The sequence below is a fragment of the Sphingomonas sp. STIS6.2 genome (assembly GCF_000732685.2).
GTDB lineage: Bacteria > Pseudomonadota > Alphaproteobacteria > Sphingomonadales > Sphingomonadaceae > Sphingomonas > Sphingomonas aerolata.
Window position 1 is genome coordinate 289,625 of sequence record NZ_JPDP02000159.1, and the last position, 15,498, is coordinate 305,122.

Annotated in this window: 14 protein-coding genes and 2 tRNA genes; 6 read left to right on the forward strand and 10 right to left on the reverse strand. The window is 63.3% G+C overall.

What is annotated here, in order from left to right:
* Nucleotides 1-48 precede the first annotated feature (48 nt).
* Both hfq and hflX read left to right on the forward strand, forming a co-directional pair.
* Nucleotides 49-648, forward strand: coding sequence for an RNA chaperone Hfq (hfq, locus tag sphst_RS16255; protein ID WP_442800411.1), 600 nt, complete (start codon nucleotides 49-51; stop codon nucleotides 646-648).
* Between the two features lie 24 nt (nucleotides 649-672).
* On the forward strand, nucleotides 673-1,965 hold the full coding sequence (gene hflX / locus sphst_RS16260; protein WP_107045835.1) for a GTPase HflX: 1,293 nt from the start codon (nucleotides 673-675) through the stop codon (nucleotides 1,963-1,965).
* Here the strand turns inward: hflX and mazG are convergent.
* The 7 genes from mazG to sphst_RS16295 form a co-directional block, all read right to left on the reverse strand.
* Complete coding sequence (gene mazG, locus sphst_RS16265) at nucleotides 1,946-2,680, reverse strand: nucleoside triphosphate pyrophosphohydrolase (RefSeq protein WP_107045934.1); 735 nt, start codon at nucleotides 2,678-2,680, stop codon at nucleotides 1,946-1,948. The two genes, hflX and mazG, sit on opposite strands and share 20 nt — an antisense overlap.
* 133 nt (nucleotides 2,681-2,813) lie before the next feature.
* A complete protein-coding gene (locus tag sphst_RS16270; protein ID WP_031393365.1) occupies nucleotides 2,814-3,578 on the reverse strand; it encodes an MBL fold metallo-hydrolase in 765 nt (254 codons plus the stop codon).
* Nucleotides 3,575-4,381: a TatD family hydrolase gene (locus tag sphst_RS16275; protein ID WP_031393364.1), complete on the reverse strand. Its 807-nt coding sequence runs from the start codon at nucleotides 4,379-4,381 to the stop codon at nucleotides 3,575-3,577. The genes sphst_RS16270 and sphst_RS16275 overlap by 4 nt, the downstream gene beginning before the upstream one ends.
* Nucleotides 4,381-5,943, reverse strand: a complete 1,563-nt coding sequence (gene metG / locus sphst_RS16280; RefSeq protein ID WP_031393363.1) for a methionine--tRNA ligase — start codon at nucleotides 5,941-5,943, stop codon at nucleotides 4,381-4,383. The genes sphst_RS16275 and metG overlap by 1 nt, the downstream gene beginning before the upstream one ends.
* A gap of 55 nt (nucleotides 5,944-5,998) precedes the next feature.
* A complete protein-coding gene (locus tag sphst_RS16285; RefSeq protein WP_107045836.1) occupies nucleotides 5,999-6,976 on the reverse strand; it encodes an AAA family ATPase in 978 nt (325 codons plus the stop codon).
* A gap of 52 nt (nucleotides 6,977-7,028) precedes the next feature.
* A complete protein-coding gene (locus tag sphst_RS16290; protein ID WP_031393360.1) occupies nucleotides 7,029-8,198 on the reverse strand; it encodes a D-alanyl-D-alanine carboxypeptidase family protein in 1,170 nt (389 codons plus the stop codon).
* Nucleotides 8,199-8,364: 166 nt separating this feature from the next.
* Complete coding sequence (locus sphst_RS16295) at nucleotides 8,365-9,411, reverse strand: lytic murein transglycosylase (RefSeq protein ID WP_056408273.1); 1,047 nt, start codon at nucleotides 9,409-9,411, stop codon at nucleotides 8,365-8,367.
* A gap of 213 nt (nucleotides 9,412-9,624) precedes the next feature.
* Here sphst_RS16295 and sphst_RS16300 point away from each other — a divergent pair.
* A tRNA-Pro gene (locus tag sphst_RS16300) sits at nucleotides 9,625-9,701 on the forward strand.
* Between the two features lie 37 nt (nucleotides 9,702-9,738).
* On the opposite strand, the gene sphst_RS16305 is transcribed toward sphst_RS16300, so the two are convergent.
* Both sphst_RS16305 and sphst_RS16310 read right to left on the reverse strand, forming a co-directional pair.
* Complete coding sequence (locus tag sphst_RS16305) at nucleotides 9,739-10,443, reverse strand: DUF4893 domain-containing protein (RefSeq protein WP_081877464.1); 705 nt, start codon at nucleotides 10,441-10,443, stop codon at nucleotides 9,739-9,741.
* Nucleotides 10,440-11,225: a 3-hydroxybutyrate dehydrogenase gene (locus sphst_RS16310; RefSeq protein WP_031393357.1), complete on the reverse strand. Its 786-nt coding sequence runs from the start codon at nucleotides 11,223-11,225 to the stop codon at nucleotides 10,440-10,442. Before sphst_RS16310 ends, sphst_RS16305 begins: the two co-directional genes overlap by 4 nt.
* 169 nt (nucleotides 11,226-11,394) lie before the next feature.
* Here sphst_RS16310 and ypfJ point away from each other — a divergent pair, with 169 nt between their 5' ends.
* Nucleotides 11,395-12,327, forward strand: a complete 933-nt coding sequence (ypfJ, locus tag sphst_RS16315) for a KPN_02809 family neutral zinc metallopeptidase (RefSeq protein WP_031393356.1) — start codon at nucleotides 11,395-11,397, stop codon at nucleotides 12,325-12,327.
* A gap of 41 nt (nucleotides 12,328-12,368) precedes the next feature.
* Here ypfJ and sphst_RS16320 read toward each other — a convergent pair whose 3' ends face one another.
* Nucleotides 12,369-13,370 carry an NADP-dependent oxidoreductase gene (locus sphst_RS16320; RefSeq protein WP_031393355.1) on the reverse strand — a complete coding sequence of 334 codons (1,002 nt, stop codon included), beginning with the start codon at nucleotides 13,368-13,370 and terminating at the stop codon, nucleotides 12,369-12,371.
* Between the two features lie 281 nt (nucleotides 13,371-13,651).
* Here sphst_RS16320 and sphst_RS16325 point away from each other — a divergent pair.
* Nucleotides 13,652-13,727 (forward strand) — tRNA-Ala (locus sphst_RS16325).
* Nucleotides 13,728-13,760: 33 nt separating this feature from the next.
* A complete protein-coding gene (locus sphst_RS16330) occupies nucleotides 13,761-15,362 on the forward strand; it encodes a site-specific integrase (RefSeq protein WP_159043683.1) in 1,602 nt (533 codons plus the stop codon).
* Nucleotides 15,363-15,498 lie beyond the last annotated feature (136 nt).

The window sequence follows — 15,498 nt, forward strand, 5'->3', positions numbered from 1 at the left end:
GCATATCTGTCGCCCGCCCCTATGGACGAAGCGGTACCGGGAACATAGATTAGACGCTCGCCCGGCAATCGGGTGATCTCCGACGCCGGGAAACGGCGCCACGCGGGCAAAGTCCCGCCAAAAACAAGGGTTATCCCATTGGCCGAAAAAATTGGCTCGCTCCAGGACCTGTTCCTCAACGCACTGCGCCGCACCAAGACCCCCGTCACGATGTTCCTCGTCAAGGGCGTCAAGCTCCAGGGTATCGTCACCTGGTTCGATAATTTCTCGGTGCTGCTACGTCGCGACGGTCAGTCCCAGCTCATCTACAAGCACGCGATTTCGACGATCATGCCCGCGGGACCGATGGACGTCGCCGCGATCGTGAACGCCGTCGCAGAAACGCAGAAGAAGCAGTCGCTTCTGCAGGAAATTTTCCTGAACGCGGTCCGCAAGTCGGAAGACAGCGTGACCATGTTCCTGATCAACGGCGTCATGCTCCAGGGCCAGATTGCCGGCTTCGACCTGTTCTGCATGCTGCTCCAGCGCGAAGGCATGGCGCAGCTCGTCTACAAGCACGCGGTGTCGACGATCCAGCCTGCGCGGCCCCTGAACCTTGCCGAGGATCCCGACGACAGCGACGAGACGGATGCGGTGGACGACGCATGATCATGACGGCCTGGGGCAATACGCATGAGTAGTGGTTTCGACCGTGACCGCGACGAGTTCGCCCGCGGCACGAAAGCGATCGTCGTCTTGCCCGATCAGGGCGATGCGACACGCGATGTCGACGCACGGCTCGAAGAGACGGCGGGCCTCGCTGCCGCCATTGGCGTGGAGGTGGTCGAGCGGATCGCCTATCGCGTTCGCCAGGCCAAGCCCGCAACGTTGATCGGCAGCGGGCAGGTCGAGCTCCTCGCGACACAGGTGCGAATGGAGGAGGCGGGGCTCGTCGTGTTCGATGCGAGCCTGAGCCCGATCCAGCAGCGCAATCTCGAAAAGGCGCTGGAGACGAAGGTCATCGACCGCACCGGGCTGATCCTCGAAATCTTCGGGGAGCGCGCGGCGACGGCCGAAGGGCGGCTGCAGGTTGAACTCGCGCATCTCGACTACCAGGCCGGCCGGCTCGTTCGGAGCTGGACTCATCTCGAGCGTCAGCGCGGCGGGTTCGGCTTTCTCGGCGGGCCTGGTGAAACCCAGATCGAGGCGGATCGCCGGCTTATCCGGGACCGGATGGCGCGGCTCCGGCGCGAACTCGAACAGGTCAGCCGCACCCGCGGCCTGCACCGCGAGCGACGCCAACGAGCCCCTTGGCCCGTCATCGCGCTCGTGGGCTATACCAATGCCGGAAAGTCGACGCTGTTCAATCGGTTGACCGGTGCCGACGTCATGGCCGAAGACCTGCTGTTCGCGACGCTGGATCCGACGCTTCGGCAAATCCGGTTGCCCGGTATCGACAAGGCGATCCTCTCCGACACGGTGGGGTTCGTCTCGGACCTGCCGACCCAGCTCGTCGCGGCGTTCAAGGCGACGCTGGAGGAAGTGGTGTCTGCCGATCTGCTGATCCACGTCCGTGACATCGCGCATCCCGATACTGAGGCGCAACGTGCCGATGTCGAGGCGGTGCTGGCGGACATAGGCGTCGACGATATGACCCCGCGGTTCGAAGTCTGGAACAAGCTGGATCTGCTCGATCCTGCCGACCATGACGAGATTGCCGGGGAGGCTGCGCATCGCGAGGATGTCGTGGCGATCTCGGCGCTGAGTGGGGAGGGGGTGGACCATCTCGTCGAGCAGGTCGCTGCCAAACTGACGGATGCGCATCGCCGCTATCACATCACGCTCGATGCGACCGACGGTGCGGGGGCGGCGTGGTTGCACGCGCATGGCGAGGTGCTCAGCCGTCTCGCAGACGGATTGGCCACCACCTATGACGTCCGGTTGTCCGACACCGATTACGACCGGTTCAGCCGCCGCGACGTTTGACCGCCTGCCAAAGCGCTTCCTTTTTCTCGAGCGACAAGGCTTCGAAGCCGGGACCGGCCATGTGTTCCATCGCGCGAAACCGGGCTTCGAACTTTGCATTGCCCGCGCGTAACGCCACCTCGGGATCGACACCGAGGTGGCGGGCATAATTGGTCACCGAGAACAGAAGGTCGCCGACCTCTTCGGCCAGTGTGTCGGCGGTCGCTGTCGCAATCTCGTCGAGTTCTTCGTGTACCTTGGCCACGGAGCCGGCTGAATCGGGCCAGTCGAACCCGACCCGCGCAGCACGTTTTTGCAGCTTGTCGGCACGCGCCAGCGAAGGCAGCGCGGTGGCGACGCCGGCGAGGGCACTCTGGTCAGGCTTCCTCGCGCGTTCGGTCGCCTTGATCGTTTCCCAACCGGGCGATGTCTCCGCCGGACCGAAGATATGCGGGTGTCGGCGCTCCATCTTGTCGCTGATCGCGTCGATGACGTCGGGCAGGGCGAACGCGCCGGCTTCTTCTGCGATGCGGGCATGGAACACCACCTGCAACAACAGGTCGCCGAGTTCGTCCTTCAGATCGGCAAGATCGCCGCGTTCGATCGCGTCGACGACCTCATAGGCCTCTTCGATCGTGTAGCGGGCAATTGTCTTCGATGTTTGAACACGGTCCCATTCGCATCCCGTATCCGGATCGCGCAGTCGCGCCATGATGGTCGTGAGGCGGTCAATCATGGCGGCGCTCCGCATAAAGTGAGAATGACGTGGAGATCACCGACGCTACGATGAAATCAAAAGGTTCATAACGTACCACGCCCGATCCGATAATATACATTATGTAAAATATACTAGGATATGTATGTACGTGTCAGGCTTCCAGGATCTGCCCATCAAAGCCAGGCTCCACTGTGTCAGGCAGTTCCGCCCTCAAGGCTGCATAGTCCATGCTGTTGTCCATATGGATAAGCGCGGTCCGCCGCGGCTTGAACGCATCGACCCAGCCCAAAACGGCTGAGAGTTGCGGATGCGTCGGGTGCGGACGACGGCGCAGTGCATCGACGACCCAGACGTCCAGCCCCGTATACATCGCGGCCATATCGTCGGTCATGATGTTGAAATCGGTCGCATAGCCGATCGCCTTGCCATCGGCCTCGAAGCGCAGCCCGGCGGCGTGGATCGATCCGTGCGGCTGATCGGTAACATGAATGTCGATCGCGCCGATCGTCAGCCGATCCGGCAAGACCGCCCCGGCGATCGTCGACGGATAACCGCTGCGGCCCCGGAACGCATAGGTGAAGCGATCCTCAAGCGCGGCGAGCGTGGCCGGCCGCGCAAAGCCGATCACGGGCGTGCCCATCGCGTGATAGAGCTGCCGGAGGTCATCAATGCCGTGGCAGTGATCAGCGTGATCGTGCGTCCAGATGACCGCATCCACCTCGGAGACGTTCGCCGCGAGCAACTGCTCACGCATGTCTGGCCCTGTATCGATCAGGATGCGGGTGCCGGCATGCTCGACGAGCGCGGAGACGCGGGTGCGGCGGTTGCGCGGCTCGGCGGGATCGCATGCGCCCCAGTCATTGCCGATCCGGGGCACGCCCGACGACGTCCCCGAACCGAGGATCGTGATCTTCACGCGCGATGCGCCACGACCGGCGTATCGCCGGGCCGCGTCTTGGCGAACAAAGTATGGAAGTTTTCGGCGGTCTGCTGAGATAACTCGTCGACAGAGACGCCGCGCAGGTCCGCCACGAACTGCGCGGTATCCGCGACAAAGCCCGGCTCCCCCGTCTTGCCCCGATTGGGCACGGGCGCAAGAAAAGGCGCGTCGGTTTCGATCAGCAGCCGTTCGATCGGCAAGCGCGCAGCGATCGCCTGAAGGTCGCGCGCGTTCTTGAACGTGACGATCCCGGACAGCGATATATAGAGGCCAAGTTCCAGTGCCTTGTCGGCAAATGCTGCGCTTGCTGTGAAACAGTGGATGACGCCGCCATAGGCCCCCTTCCCCATCTCGTCCGAAAGGATCGCCGCGGTGTCCTCTTCGGCATCGCGGGTATGCACGACGATCGGCAAGCCGGTCTCGCGCGCCGCGTCGATATGCGCGCGGAAGCTCAGCGCCTGGCGCGCGCGGTCGGAAGTCTCGCGGTAATAATCGAGCCCGGTCTCACCCAGGCCCACGACCCGCGGGTGACGTGCGCGCTCGACCAAACGCGTCGCGTCGATCGCGGGATGGGCATCGGCTTCATTTGGGTGGATGCCGACCGTCGCCCATACATCGGCCTCACGGTCCGCGGTGGCGATCACCGCATCCCATTCACTTTCACGCGTCGAAATGTTGAGCATCGCCGTCACACCGCGCGCCCGCGCGCGATCAAGGACCGCCGGCTGATCCTCGATCAAGCCGGGGTAATTCAGGTGGCAATGACTGTCTGCAAGCATCAGGCGTCGGTCTCCGCGGGCATCTCCAGCCGTGGAAACGCGCCGGTCGGCGCGACGATCCGGAAGTCGCTCGCGGACTGCCGGTCATACCAGCCGTCATCGTCAAGCGCGGCATGGTCGCGGCCCTCTGCACCGATCTGGTCGAGGACCTTGCCCGCTGCGCTCGGCACGACCGGAAGAATCGTGATGGCGAGCATCCGGATTGCGCGCACCAATGTCGCCAGCACCGTGTTCATCCGTGCCGGGTCGGTCTTGCGCAACGCCCAGGGCGCCTGCACGTCGATATACTGGTTGCAGGCAAAGACGCCCCGCATCCACGCCTCGATGGCGTGCGACAGTGCGAGCTCCGAAAAGCCGGACCTGAACGCGGCGCAGGCCGCGGTGGCGTCTTCGAGCAGCGCCGCGTCGGCCGGTTCGATCGCAGTCGTCATGGGCAATGCACCGTCCAGGTTCTTGGCAATGAACGACAATGTCCGCTGGGCCAGATTGCCGAAGCTGTTCGCGAGCTCGGCGTTGACCCGCGTCACGATCGCCTCGGCCGAATAACTCCCATCCTGACCGAAGCTGACGTCCCGAAGGAAGAAGTAGCGCAGGCCGTCGACGCCGAACGCATCCGCCAGCACCATCGGATCGACGACATTACCAACCGACTTCGACATCTTCTCGCCGCGGGTCAGGAGAAAGCCGTGGCCAAAGACGCTCTTGGGCAGCGGGATGTTCGCGGACATCAGGAAAGCGGGCCAGAACACGGCATGGAAGCGAACGATGTCCTTGCCGATCAGGTGAAGGTCCGCCGGCCAGAAACGCGCCAGATTTGCGTCATCTGACCCGGTGTTCGGATAGCCCGTCCCCGTAAGGTAATTTGTGAGCGCGTCGACCCAGACATACATGACGTGGCCCGGGCTTCCCGGCACGGGCACACCCCAGTCGAAGCTCGTCCGCGACACCGAGAGGTCAGACAGGCCGCCTTCGACAAAGCGCATGACCTCGTTGCGGCGGCTCTCGGGACGGATGAAGTCGGGGTTCGCGGCGTAAAGGTCGAGCAGCGGCTGCTGGTATTTCGACAGCCGGAAAAACCAGGTTTCCTCGGCGGTCCATTCGACCGGCGTACCTTGCGGAGACCGCCGATCGGCGCCCTCCCCCGTCAGTTCGGACTCGTCGTAAAAGGCTTCGTCGCGAACTGAATACCAGCCCTCATAACGATCGAGATAAAGGTCCCCGGCATCCGCCATCGCCTCCCAGATCGCCTGGCTCGCCGCGTAATGATCAGTATCGACGGTCCGGATAAACCGATCATAGGAGATATCAAGACGATCGGCCATACCACTGAAATACGATGACATTTCATCCGCAAATTCGCGGACGGGGACGCCGCGGTCGCGTGCGGCCTGAACCATCTTCAGGCCGTGTTCGTCGGTACCGGTCTGGAACAGCACGTCGCGTCCCGCCTGGCGCTGAAAGCGGGCGATCGCGTCGGCTGCAACCATCTCATAGGCATGACCAATATGCGGTCGGCCATTGGGATAATGGATTGCGGTGGTGATGTAGTAAGGGTCGGCCATGTCGGCGCTCCTAGAGCATCCCCCCGAGGAGGTGAAGCCCATGCCGCCCGCTTCGTCAGGTACGCAGTGTCGCGAGAATTCCCGCCAGCTCGAAGACGGTCGCCTGCGCATCGAGCGACAGGCCGATGGCGGCGGCCGACAGATCACGCGCTGCGGCATGCGCGTCGAGGGCGGTCTTGAGCCGGCCCCCCGACCTGTCCCGCGCCGCACGCGCGATGAACGCCGGCACGCGATCGAGAAACGCCTCGTACCGGGGTTGCGACGCCTTGCCAGCTAGGGACTTCGCCAGCCGGAGCCGATGCCCGTTATCGCGATCGCCTTCGTCGGCGATCCGCGCAATCGCTTCGTCGAGGCTCGCAATATCGAGACCCGCGTAGCGCAGCGCCCTGCCCGGCGCTCCCTCACTCGCACGTACGAGGGCAGATATCTCGTCGTGGTCGAGGTCCGGCTGCGCCAGTCGCAACGTCACCGCGACCTCGTCGGGCGTCAGTGCCTCGAACCGTAAGACCCGGCACCGCGACCGGATCGTCGGCAACAACCGTCCCGGCGCATGGCTGACCAAGAGGAAGATCGTGCCGGCGGGTGGTTCCTCAAGATTCTTGAGCAACGCATTGCTGCCGCCGCGCTCCAGATCGTCGATCGCGTCGATCATGACGACCCGGCGCGGGCTCATCGATGGCGTCGTCGCAAAGAGCGGCTGGAGCGTACGGACCTGCGCGATCGTGATACTGCGCGCCAGATCCTGGTCGGGCTTGTCAGGATCCTTGGGCAGACGCGTCAGCAGCCGGAAATCGGGATGCGAACCCGCTTCGATCAGCGCGCGGGTGGGGTCGCCGGCCGGCACGGCAAACCCGCGCGACGCGGTCGACCCGCTGCGCGCATCCGCCAGCATGCGCATCGCCGCCAGCCGTGCGAAACTTGCCTTGCCAACGCCCTGCGGGCCGGTGAACAGCCACGCATGGTGAAGCGCGCCGCTGTGCATCGCCGCGGCGAAAGCGGACTGCGCCGCGGCATTGCCGATTATGTCGGTCATGCCGGCGACGGGCTCACCCGAACGGTAAACACGCGCGCCGGCACGCCAAGCCTCAACCGAACAGCCCGGTCAGCCCAGACCAGGCGCGCCCGAAGAATCCGGCTTCGGCAACGTCCTTTTCCGCGACCAGTGGCATACGCTGCTCGACCCCGTCCGGCATCGACACGACGAGATCCGCGATGTGCTGGCCCGCCTTGATCGGCGCCTTGACCGGCCCCTGATAGACGACCTTGGCGTTCAGGTTCGGCGATGTCCCCGCCGGCACGGTGACGGTCAGCGCCTTGGGCGCGATGAGGCCGACGCTCGATGAGCCGCCCATCTGCACGCTGGCCTCCTCGACCTTTCGACCCTTCGCGACGATCGGCTTGGACTGCCACGCGCGGAAGCCCCAGTCCATGAATCGTACGGACTCGTTCGCGCGCTCTGTCGAGCTCTTCAGGCCTGCGACGACCAATACCAGACGGCGACCATTCTGCTCGGCCGACCCGGTGAATCCGTATCCGGCTTCTTCGGTATGTCCGGTCTTCAACCCATCGGCACCCGCGACGCGGCCGAGCAGCGGATCACGATTGGCCTGGGTGATCGCGGTGCCGCCCATGGTCTTGCCCCAGGTAAAATCGCGCTTTGCATAGAATTGCTTGTAGAGCTGGGGATGGTTGGTGATCGTCGCCGATGCCAGCTTGGCCAGGTCATGCGCAGTGACATAGGTCACGCCGTTGTCGGGCCACCCGTTCGAGGTGCCGAAATGACTGTCCTTGAGGCCGAGCTGCGCAGCGACGCGGTTCATGCGCTCGGTGAAGGCGGGCTCCGAGCCCGAGATCGATTCCGCAAGAACGACGCAGGCGTCATTGCCCGACAATGTCACGATGCCATACAGCAGATTGGCCACGCTGACGCTCTCGTTCGCCGACAGGAACATCGTCGAACCTGCTGACGGACCATGCCATTTTGCCCAGGTCTCCGGCCGGACGGTGACCATGTGATCGAGCTTGAGCTCGCCCTTTTTGAGCATGTCGAACGCGACATAGACCGTCATCATCTTCGCCATCGACGCCGGCGGCATACGGCGATCGGCATCGCGTGCGAACAGGACCGCGCCCGACGACAGATCTTCCATATAGGCGATCGGTGCGCTGGTCTGGAACTGTGGCGCAGCGGCGATAGACGGCGTCGCAAGCGCGATCATTGCCAGCGGCGCGACGGCGATGCGGCGCCGGACCATTTGAGTAAAGGGCAGCGTGTTCATGGGCAGCTTCTTCATGATATCCGTTACGTCAAAGAGGAACGCGATGGGAGGTAGGCTCGCGGCGCCGCCGGGACCTTATCGAAGTCATAGCCGCGCTTGGCAACCGCGTCACGCCTGGCTTTGAGTCTATCGGGCACGCCGGTCAGCGCTCGACTGCATCCGCCAGCAACCCCACCGACAGCGCATAAAAATTCGAGCAATTATAGTCGAGGATCACGCGGTAATTACTCGTGAGCAGATACGCCGTGGCGCCGGGACCGTCGGGTTCGAGCAGCGTCGCCATGACATTGTCGGCCGGCCATGAGGCGCCTTGCGTCATCACCCCCAGACCGCGCCACTCGGCGATCGTTCGCCAGCCGCTATGCCGTTCGAACACGCGCGGGCACCGCGGCGATACAAGCCGATTGCGTACCTGCGACCGATCGAATCCCTGCGGCACGGAGACCGCAACGCCCCAGGGTTGCCCGCTGCGCCAGCCGGCATTGGTGAAATAATTGCCGATTGACGCCAGCGTATCGGCCGGACTGTTCCAGATATCCGCGCGGCCGTCGCCATCCCCGTCACGGGCCAGTCGAAGATAGATGGACGGCAGAAATTGCGGATTGCCCATCGCGCCTGCCCAACTGCCCTTGAGTTGTTCGCGGGAAATGCCCCGGTCGACGATCTTCAAGCCGGCAATGAACTCGCCCGCAAACAGCGATCGCCGACGCCCCTCATAGGCGAGGCTCGCGAGTGACCGCAGAATGTCGAAATTTCCGGTGTAGCTGCCGTAATTGGTCTCATGCCCCCAGATCGCGACCATGATCGATTCGGGCACACCTGTTTCGCGCTCGATACGCTGCAGCCTGCCCCGCTGCGCCCGATAGGTTTCCCGACCGCGTCCGATCCGCGCCGCGTCGACATGCTGCGCCTTGTACGGCGCGAAGGCCGGAATGGCGCTGCTCGTGCCGCCGCCCGGCTGTGCACGATCGAGCGCGATGACACGCTCGTTCAGCGTCAACGTGGGAAAGACGGAGTCCACCGTACGCGCCGTGACTCCAGCCGCCAGCGCCTGCGTGCGAAGTTGGGCGAGATAGGCCTGAAACCCCGCCTCGTCCTGCGCACATGCGGGGGTGGTGACCGCGGTCATCGCCGCGATGGTCAAAGCGCCACGTCGCAACGCACTCGATAGGATAGATTTTGCCCACATGCCGACCGCTCTGCCATAGGGGCGTCCGCATCGGAACCTCGCCCTGACGCAAGCATGGCTCGCACCGACGCGTGGACCGCCCGCAGCGCAGCTACCCTTCCCCGCCAAGCTATCGTTCGGGTGCTGGCCCCGTCCTTCAGTGACGACTTTCCCTGCCCGCCGACACGAAGCTGCTTGCCTTTCGTCAACCGCACCCGCTAAGGGCTGCGGCGTCGGGGAGTGGCGCAGGCTGGTAGCGCACCTGGTTTGGGACCAGGGGGTCGCAGGTTCGAATCCTGTCTCCCCGACCATGTTGCGTCTGATCGCGACGAACCCGATAGTCCGGGATTATTCCATCGGTATGATCTCGACGATGTCGAGCAGGGATTCGAAGCGCGGACGGGGCAGTATCAGCCGCCAGCGCCGGTCACCGATACGCTCCATCACACCCGCCAAGTCGCGATTTGCGTCGGTGCCGTAGCGCATTGGACGCTGTTCGTCACCCAACGCCATGCTGCCGAGGAAGATCGCACGCGGTCGCGGAGCCGAATCTGCCCGCGATTCGCGGTATAGCGTCCCGGACGGACGTTGCGATCCCCCCAGCCGCTTGAACGTCAGTTCCCCGTCTCCCCCCGTGCGTGCAGGCTGTTCGATGCGGCACGAGAACCAGCCATAGGCAATGAAGCGTGACACGCCCGCTCCCGGCGCCCCGAGCTTGATCGTGCGACACCGATAGGTGCCGATCGGTGGCAACGGCTCGGGGAGTGCCCGGTCCGGATCGAACAATTGAGGATCCGCGGCAATCTCACGCTGCGGGATCTGCGCAAGCGCATCCATCCACGCATCGCGCCAGTCGCGCAGCCTTGCGCGGTCGGCAACCGTTGCTGCCGTGCGCCATCCTGCCCCTCGTCCGGTGGGATCGGTTCGCTCGACTTCGGGGGGCGGCGCGCTGGCGATCCGTTTTCCGCCCCCGCAGGCGACGAGCAAGACGCATGTCGCCAACGCCCCGATCGCGCGTCGCGCGTCGACACGGGCACCGCCGACACCTGTCATGCTGCCGTCCAACCGCCGTCCATCGACAGATTTGCGCCGGTCATCGCGCTAGCCTCGTCGCGGCACAGGAAGAGTGCGAGCGCTGCGACCTGCTCCGGCGTGACGAAGGCCTTGGTCGGTTGCGCGGCGAGCAGAATGTCGTTCACGACCTGCTCGCGTGTCATCCCCCGCGCCGCCATCGTATCCGGAATCTGATCCTCGACCAGCGGCGTCCAGACATAGCCGGGCGAGATGCAGTTGACCGTGATGTTGTCGGTCGCGGTTTCGAGTGCGATCGTCTTGGTCAGTCCGGCGATGGCATGCTTTGCCATGACATAGGCCGACTTGTTCGGGCTAGCGACCAGCGAATGCGCCGACGCGGTCGAGATGATCCGGCCCCAGCCTCGGCGCCGCATATGCGGAATCGCCGCCCGCATCATGTGCCAGGCCGACGCCATGTTGATCGCGATGATCCTATCGAAGGTCGCGACGGGAAAATCCGCAATTCCCGCGACATGCTGGATGCCCGCATTGTTGACGACGATATCGCAATTCCCCGTTTCCGCGACCGCGCGCTCGACCAGTGCGGCAATCTCGTCGGGGCGGGTCATGTCAGCGGCATCGTAAAGCGCGGTCGCGCCGCTGATCGTGCTCAGCGCCACACGCTCCGCCTCGATCGTCGCGGCGTCGCCAAAGCCGTTGAGAACGACGCAGGCCCCCTCCCCCGCAAAGGCTCGCGCATAGGCAAGACCGATCCCCGATGTGGATCCGGTGATGACCGCCGTCCTGCCCGCCAGAAACATTGTCTCGTCCCCCATCTTGACGCGGCCGGAACGCCCCGCTCGCCGTACAACGCTTTGTCATGCCTTCCAAAGGTCGGCAGAATACGATTAGACCCGGCAAGCCAATCGGATGCAACTCCGCATCGTCCCATGCATTTCGTTACCACTCCAGAATGAAAGTCTTAAGACCATGCGGCTCGATGATTTCGACCCTAACATCAACGTCGAGGATCAGGGCCGCGGCGGCGGTTCGGGCGGCGGAGGCGGCGGCCTTCTGTTCGGCCTTCTGCCGCTGATCGGCAGCCGTTTCGGGTGCGGCGGCATCGTCGTCGTGTTGATCGTGATGGCGCTGTTCGGCGGCCTCGGCAATATCGGTGGCATGCTGGGTGGCGGCTCGTCGCCCAGCGCACCCTCCGGGCAGATAACGCAAGGTGGGGCCGGTCGCGGCGGCGAACAGGGTTCCGGCACCGACGCGCAGTCGATCTGCACGCTGAACCCCGAGCGACGCGCCGCGTGCAACGCCTTCAGCTCGGCGCAGAAGACCTGGGCCGCGATCTTCGCGAAGAACGGCGAGCAATTCCAGGCGCCCAAGCTCAGCTTCTTCGACGACAATGGCCGTTCAGGCTGCGGCGCGGCACAAGCGGCGATGGGGCCCTTCTACTGCCCGACCGACAACGGAATCTTTCTCGACACCAGCTTCTTCGATGAGTTGGCCAACCGGTTCGGCGCACGCGGTGACTTTGCGCAGGATTACGTCATCGCGCATGAATTCGGTCACCACATCCAGAATCTGGTCGGCACGTCGAGCCAGGTTTCACGCGCGCAGCAGCGCGCTGGTTCAAGCGAGGGTAATGCGCTGTCGGTTCGTCTGGAGCTCCAGGCGGACTGTTTCGCCGGTGTCTGGGCGGCCGCCAATCGCGATCGTCTCGAACCCGGTGACATCGAGGAGGGCATGACCGCTGCGCAGGCGATCGGCGACGACACGCTTCAGAAGCAGGCTCAGGGCCGGGTCGTGCCGGACAGCTTCACGCACGGCACCTCGGCGCAGCGTCAGACCTGGCTTCGCCGTGGTCTAGACAGCGGGGACCCGAAGGTGTGCGACACCTTCTCCGGCGCGATCTGAATGAATGCCCCCTCCCGCACTACCGGGAGGGGGCTAAATGCTCAGAGCTTGACGAGCATCTTGCCGGTATTTCCACCCGAAAACAGTCCGAGAAACGCGTCGGGCATTGCGTCGAGGCCATCATGCACGGTTTCCTGCCGCTGCAACGTGCCCGCCTTCAGCAGGGCGCCCATGTCCGTATAGAACTCCGCAGCCCGATCCATGAAATCGCTGACGATGAAGCCGCGGATCTGGATACGGTTACCGATCAGCCTTGCGAGATAGCGCAGTTCAGTCGCCGCGCCGCTGTTGTAGACGTCGATCATGCCACAGATCGCGAACCGGGCGTGCAGCTTGGCGTGCGCCAATGCCGCATCGAGATGTTCGCCGCCGACATTATCAAAATACACGTCAATGCCGCCCGACCCGAGCGCGGCCACAGCTTCGCCTAGAGCTTTCACGACCGGCGTACCGGACTTGTAGTCGATCACGGCATCAACGCCGAGCGACTTGACCCAGGCGCATTTGTCCGCGCCGCCTGCCGAGCCGATCACCGTCATGCCTTTGGCCTTGGCGACCTGGACAACGGTCGAGCCCACCGCGCCCGCCGCGGCCGAAACGAAGACGGTATCGCCGGACTTGGCAGCGGCAACCTCGAGCAAACCGAAATAGGCGGTCATGCCCGGCATGCCGAGCTGCCCCAAAAATGCCTGTGGATCGACCGCCAGATCCGGCAGCTTCTGGACTTGGTTTGCGGGCAGCGTCGCTTCGTCGCGCCACCCCGCCATATGCTGAACGAGATCGCCCGCCTTCAGACCCTTGGCCCGGCTCTCGACGACTTCGCCGATCGCACCACCCTGCATCGGCTTGCCCAGCTCGAACGGCGGGGTGTAACTTTTCACGTCGTTCATGCGACCGCGCATATAGGGATCGACCGAGAGCCAGCGGTTGGCGATGCGCACCTCGCCATCGGCCAGTTCGGACTGTGCAACATCGATCATCTCAAAGTCGGTATGCTTGGGCATGCCTTGTGGACGCGTCTTCAGGCTCCATGCACGGGACATTCTTCACTCCTGTCGTTGAGGTTTCATGACTCGGGTATGGCGCAGAACGGATCCCGCGCCAAGCGGCAGAGGCACGAATGACGTGCTCGTCTGCAGCGAGCCTGCCCGTCAATCGCCTGCGCCCTGATTGAAGTTCCGTCCGCCGCCGCCGGGTGCGTCCGTGCGAGCCACGTTCGGGATGAATGTCCCGTGTCCAAAACGTGACGGGCGAGCGCGGCGGTGGATTGCAAGCCGGCGGCGCCATCGCTAATATCGCAAGATCCGGCGTCGCCGGACCGCGCGGGGCCGTAGCTCAGATGGGAGAGCGCTGCAATCGCACTGCAGAGGTCAGGGGTTCGATTCCCCTCGGCTCCACCACGCGGACTAAGCTGTTGAAAAGACAGCAAACTGTTGAAAAGCAAAGACTTTTTACAAGCGTCTAGTACAACCGTGCTAGGACGAAAGCCTATGTGTTCCTACCTGCATCGTGCTCCCAACGGGGTCTATTACTTCCGCATGGCGATCCCTGCGGACCTGCGCCCCTTCATGGCTGGCAAGCGGGAGATAAAGCATTCTCTAGGGCTAAAAGACCGGGAGGCCGCTAAGGCTCGAATACCGGACATGACGAAGGCTGCTCATGCCCTGCTCGATCAAGCCAAGCGGGATAGGGATACAACGAGAAAGCCCGCCCCCTCCCCTGCTAAGCCGAATCCTGCCGCCCAGATCGACCGGGACCGGCAACGGTGGGAGGCTGAGCAAGAACGGGTCGAGCACTCCGCCGATGCGAACTTTGCTGCTCACATGGAAATTGAGCGCCTAGAGCCAATCATGGATGCCCTTGCTGGCGGTATCGAGGTTGAGGGTTCCCCGGCTGACATAGCTAGGGCTGGTCGCCTCCTAGTCCTGCATGAGCGGGAGAAGGCCGATAGCTTGGTCGCTGCTCTTCATGCTCGATACGGCAACGGACAAAATGCCCGCGCATCGGAAAGCCAAAATCAATCCGTTGAATGCGAGCCTGCTACCGGGGCCGGTCTGTATCTCGACAAGGATATTCTTGATCGCTGGGCTACGGAACGCGGCGTCGTAGCGAAGGGCAAGGATACTCATAAGGCCGTAGCCGAATGGTTCTATGCCCGCACTGAGCGCAAGCCGGTTGAGCAAGTGACCCGGCAGGACGTGCTGGCCTTCAAGGACAAGCTGCTTGCAGAGGGTCAATCGGTTTCCAATACAAATACGAAGCTGTCTCGCCTGCGGACCTTGCTAGGCTGGGCCTATCAGAACGATCTAACTGCATCGAACGTAGCCGAGCGGATTAGCGTCAAGGTGGCGGACGGCGGTAAGAACAAGCGCCTACCGTTCTCCCTGCCCGAGCTACAGGCCATCTTTGCTAGCCCGGTCTATGCGAATGGGGAGCGTCCCGCTCAAGGCCGTGCCGAAGCTGCATATTGGCTACCGTTGCTGGGGCTATTCACAGGGGCGCGACTAGAGGAAATTGGACAGCTTCGCGTGGCGGACGTGCAGCGCCACAGGTACTCCGATCAAGATGGCAATATGCTATCGGGATGGTTCCTGAATATCACTGAGACGACAGACGAGAAGGGCCAAGAGAACCGGCTTAAGAATGCGGCAAGCGAGCGGCTTGTCCCGTTGCACCCGGAGATAGAACGGCTTGGGTTCATCGCCTACGTCGAGAAGCTTAAGGATCCAACGGGCCGGGTATTCCCCGAGCTAAAGCCTAACGTCTATGGCAGGCTAACCGCTAAGTGGGGCGAATGGTTTGGCCCATATCTTCGCAAAGTCTGCGGCGTTACCGACACCCGCAAGGTTTTCCATTCCTTCCGCCATACCTTCAAGGACTATACCCGTAGGGCTAGGATGCCTGAGGGAGTACAGCGGCAGATCATGGGCCATGCCGGTAAAGACGTAGCGGACGATTACGGTAGCGGCTATGATCTACACAGCTTGGCGGAAGCAATGGCAACGTATCGGGTGCCGGGGCTAGTTATCGGCTAGAGCGACTGCATATCTCCCCGGCATTGATACGGGGAATTGATATGGCAACCTGAGCGCGAACGCAGGACTGAAATGGCGAGAAGTAGATATGTCCTGCCATTGATAGCAGTATTGCTAGAGCGATTATTATTGCGCC